Here is a 2200-nt window from a genome sequence, read left to right as displayed (position 1 = left end):
TCTGGGGCCCACCCCCCCCCCGGCCCTGGCCGATGTTGCCGCCCCCCCCCTCACAAACCCCCGGCTCTCAAATCACCCGAACTTTGCCCCCCCCCCCCCCCTTCCTTGCGGGTTGCCAAACCCCCTCGCCTCTCGGCGACCGTGCACGAGCCCTTCGCGAGAACCATCGGATTCCATGGAAAACCGAAAAGGCCAGGTCGGGAAACGTTACATAATCCTCGGCTCATGTGATTGATCCGACAAAGACGTAACGGCAGCTGAGGCCATTAGGATGTACATTTCTTGGGCTTTCACCACGGAGGAGACAGACGTGACCGACCCCGAACCGCGGGTGGTAATCGAAGCGCACCTGCTGCGCTCGCGCGCCACGCTCGACGCGCTCGTGCACGGGACCGCCCCGGTCCGCACCCGCAGGGCCGTCACCCGCCTGCTCATGTACTCCCTGGTGACAGCGCTGATCATCGCCGGCGGTGTGGTGGCGGCGGGATACATCATCGATCTGATCGCCGCCGGTCGCCGGTGAGACCTGCTCACATCAAGTAGGTGTAGATCCCCTGTGCACCGAAGGTCGCGGGCAGCAGCAGGACGAGCAGCACCGGATCCACCGCGTTCCAGAGCCTCGCCACCCGCGCGGAGGCGACTTCACCGAGCCGGACGAACCCGGCGACGACCAGCGTCACCACCACCGTCGCGGCGACCGCCGTCAGCACGATCGACCGGATCACCATGTCCTGACCAGCCAGTTCCCTGGCCGCCACCGCACCCGCGGACAACGTGACGATCACCGGCACCGCCAGGAGCAGCGCGACATGCCGCGTATCGGTATAGGAGCGGCTGCGCAGCAGCACGACGACGCCGATCAGGATTCCCAGCGCCACCTGTACCCACACCCCGGTCCAGATCAGCGTGGCCACGGTCGTCGAGACGGCCGCCACCACCGCACCGATGCCCACATCGAGCAGATCCCGCCCCCTTCGGGTGGCGGCGTCGACCACCGCTCGCGGCACGGTATACCCCTGCTCACCACGGCGAACGAGGTCGAGCAGGCCCGAGCCGAGCACCGCCCCACGCGGGACGACGGCGACCAGCAGGACCAGCAGCGGCGCGATCCACGCGGACAACGCCGTGCTGTTCGCACCGAGAGCCACCGCCACCGCGGCCGCGGCGAAACCCGCGGCTGCGACGGTCGCGCCGAGGATGTGCCCGACCCGGCGGGATCCGAGCGCGACCGCCAGCGCGCCGCCGAGGAAAGCGCTGGATATCCCGGCCGGCACCGCCACCCCCGGATCGCCGGGTACCACACACACCGCCGCCGCGGCGGCCAGTGGAACCAGGCCCCATGCGATCAGCGAACGCTCGGGCGTCCCCGCGATCAATGCCAGCACCGCGATCAGCGCGGCAAGGACGATCACCGGTAGCGCACCGAGCACCCCCGGTCGCAATCCGGCGCACAGCATCGCGGCCACCGCACAGGCCATGACCACGAGCGCGGCGATCGCCCGATCTCGATGCACACCCCGAAACCGTCGCTCACCTCGATCGACGGCGGATTCGACGGCATCGACCACATCGTCGACATAGGGCGTTCGCGCCGCCAGCTCCAGCGGCGTCAGATGCAGGACGGCCCCATCCAGGACACCGGATTCGGCGAGGGTGGATTCCATGGCGAGGGTTCCCCGCGCCGGCGCCGACAGTGCCCACGCCGTGACCGGGTCGTCCGGCTCGATCGCGAGCAGTTCGGTGATGTCGGTGATGTACTCCGCGAGCGGCCTTCGCGCGGGCAGGCTCACGTCGAGCTGACTGTCCCCCGAAACGACCGAGACGCGAACGAAATGCGCACTCATGGCGGTCATCATGCCCGAAGTTCGCCCCTTCACCACGATGCGCTGCAGCACTTTCCGCGACCCTTTCCCGCCATTGATAGCAAGATCATCTAGTAGAGATTCGCAGCACGTACTCGACACTCTTCCGCGCCAGTGTGTTGCCCGCCATATTCGAGTGCCGGGTGTTGGTCCAGCCAACCTCTCTGCGTTAGCGTGTGATTTGCGCACCAAGTCGGGGGTGCGGCCACCTCATACACATCTATCTTGAGGAAGTGCCGTGGGTACGAAATTCTCTGTTGCGAATAATGCGGTCACCGCACACGCAACCAATCTTGATTCCACTACCGATTCGATGAACGGCCAGGCATCGCGATTCC

Annotated in this window: 2 protein-coding genes; one reads left to right on the top strand and one right to left on the bottom strand. The window is 66.9% G+C overall.

All coding sequences use genetic code 11. From position 1 onward, the window contains the following. Positions 1-310: 310 nt before the first annotated feature. Positions 311-523: a hypothetical protein gene (locus ACFWPJ_RS29540; protein WP_378856300.1), complete on the top strand. Its 213-nt coding sequence runs from the start codon at positions 311-313 to the stop codon at positions 521-523. 7 nt (positions 524-530) lie between these two features. Here ACFWPJ_RS29540 and ACFWPJ_RS29535 read toward each other — a convergent pair whose 3' ends face one another. Then, positions 531-1844 (bottom strand): EsaB/YukD family protein, encoded by a 1314-nt coding sequence (locus ACFWPJ_RS29535; RefSeq protein WP_378856298.1) that lies wholly within the window; start codon positions 1842-1844, stop codon positions 531-533. Positions 1845-2200 lie beyond the last annotated feature (356 nt).

The sequence above is a fragment of the Nocardia sp. NPDC058497 genome (assembly GCF_042720195.1).
In the GTDB taxonomy this organism is placed as follows: Bacteria; Actinomycetota; Actinomycetes; order Mycobacteriales; family Mycobacteriaceae; genus Nocardia.
The sequence above is the reverse complement of the archived record's forward strand: the minus strand, read 5'-3'. Positions and strand labels throughout refer to the sequence as shown.

Excerpts from the sequence above, each read along its gene's own strand:
- ACFWPJ_RS29535 (WP_378856298.1), bottom strand. The coding sequence starts at position 1,844 with ATGAGTGCGCATTTCGTTCGCGTCTCGGTCGTTTCGGGGGACAGTCAG.